General features: G+C 63.4%; 3 protein-coding genes. All 3 read right to left on the bottom strand.

The window, feature by feature from the left end; all coding sequences use genetic code 11:
• Positions 1-199: 199 nt before the first annotated feature.
• Genes ACH196_RS38055 through ACH196_RS38045 form a run of 3 tightly spaced genes read right to left on the bottom strand, consistent with a single transcriptional unit; the run spans position 200 to position 1,467 of the window.
• Positions 200-646 (bottom strand): hypothetical protein, encoded by a 447-nt coding sequence (locus tag ACH196_RS38055; RefSeq protein ID WP_396651984.1) that lies wholly within the window; start codon positions 644-646, stop codon positions 200-202.
• A 33-nt stretch (positions 647-679) separates the two neighbouring features.
• Entirely contained in the window at positions 680-1,213 is a 534-nt protein-coding gene (locus tag ACH196_RS38050) for a GNAT family N-acetyltransferase (RefSeq protein ID WP_396651983.1), read from the bottom strand.
• A 2-nt stretch (positions 1,214-1,215) separates the two neighbouring features.
• Entirely contained in the window at positions 1,216-1,467 is a 252-nt protein-coding gene (locus ACH196_RS38045; protein ID WP_396651982.1) for a YgjV family protein, read from the bottom strand.
• Positions 1,468-1,543: the final 76 nt, after the last annotated feature.

Here is a 1,543-nt window from a genome sequence, read left to right as displayed (position 1 = left end):
GCGGCGGTTGCTGCCGGCGTGCGGCAGGGTTCGCCGGCCGGCATTGCCGGCGGCGGGTGAGTTCCAGTTGGATGGGATTGGCGTCAGGTCGTCTGCGATAAGAGCGGATGACAATCCTGGTCGCGACCGTCAGCCGTGACCCTGGCGGATTGAAATCCCGCAGCGCCGTTGCCTTGTTTTTATGGGTGGAGCGGCTCGATCAGCCTCCGAGCACGTGAGCCAGCATGAACATCGTGACTGCCGCCTGCAGGGTGATCGAGGCCGTGCGGGGCCAGTTGTAGCGGATGAGTTCGGCGATAAGCGTCTCGTTCTTGCCGGACGTCTCCAGCTTGCCGTGCCGGGGGATTTCAAGAACCACCGTCACCAGAAGCCCGACGATGCCGGCCGCAATATTGGTGGCTGTCATCCACATCGGTACGGCCGGCCCGAAGAAAGCCAAGGCGATCGGCAGCAGGAAGCTGGCGAACCCCGGCAGGATGACAACAAGCGGTATGCGGCTCGTATAGAAACGGTGATAGCCGACATAATCGGCCTCGCCGACCTTGGCGAAGAGCGGATAGACGACGATCTGCACCAGCCAGATCTGCCCGAGTTCCCAGAACGACAGCAGCGACCACAGCAGCAGATAGAATTTGGAATTGTCCACGATGCGAGATTCCATGTAATGCGGCCGCGCCGCTCAAAGGTCGAGCCGATAGGCGGCGACCAGCAGGTCGCCTTCCGACGTATCGAACGCCAGGAACGAGGAGGCGAAGAAGTCGTGTTCGGGGCTCCGCTGGAAGCCGGCCCGTTGGTAGACGCCGCGCGCCGTGGCCATGAAGGCCCCGGTATGAAGACCGATGACCGCGGCTCTCTCGTTGCGGGCCGTCTCGATGCAATGCTGGACCAACTGCCCGCCGAGCCCACGGCCGCGTGCCCTGGGATGGACGGCGAGCGTGCGGAAGGTCGCCCACTCCACCGGCAGAAGGCTGTCTTGTCGGCGCACGCTATCCACGTAGGTCACCGTGCCGGCGATGCCCTCGGCGTCCTCGACAACCAGCACGTCGCCGCTGCTCCAGCGATCCGCAATGTTGCGGGAATACGCGATGTAGCGTTCGATGGGCTGACGCCCGATGCTGAGAAACGGCGCCAGGGCCCTGCCGATGAGGTCGGCGATCTCGGGGATGTCCGCGCGGCTCGCCCGCCGGATGACTGTTTTCGGTATGTCCAGCATTGTCAGCTCCTTGGCTGCGCGATTTGAACAGTCGCCTTGTCGCGGCGCAGTTCGAGCAGCCGGTAAGCGTTGATCGGCAGCAGTATGGTTTCCATCATGAGCAGCGGCAGGCTGCCGATGATCGCGGCATAGGCGATGAAGAACAGGCAGCTCAGCACCGCCGCGACGCGCAGCGGCAGCATTTCCCGCATCCAGTAGGTCAGCACGGCAAAGCCGCTGCCTAAAAAGCCGATGGTTTCCGTCCAGAAGTCCACGATATCTCTCCTGACAAAAGCGGCCGCGACATAGCGGGCGCCGGCATTTCAACGGGATCTTCGCCGCCTGCCTGCT

Source organism: Mesorhizobium sp. IMUNJ 23232 (assembly GCF_044326205.1).
Classification (GTDB): Bacteria; Pseudomonadota; Alphaproteobacteria; order Rhizobiales; family Rhizobiaceae; genus Kumtagia.
The sequence above is the reverse complement of the archived record's forward strand: the minus strand, read 5'-3'. Positions and strand labels throughout refer to the sequence as shown.

Excerpts from the sequence above, each read along its gene's own strand:
- ACH196_RS38050 (WP_396651983.1), bottom strand. The coding sequence starts at position 1,213 with ATGCTGGACATACCGAAAACAGTCATCCGGCGGGCGAGCCGCGCGGAC.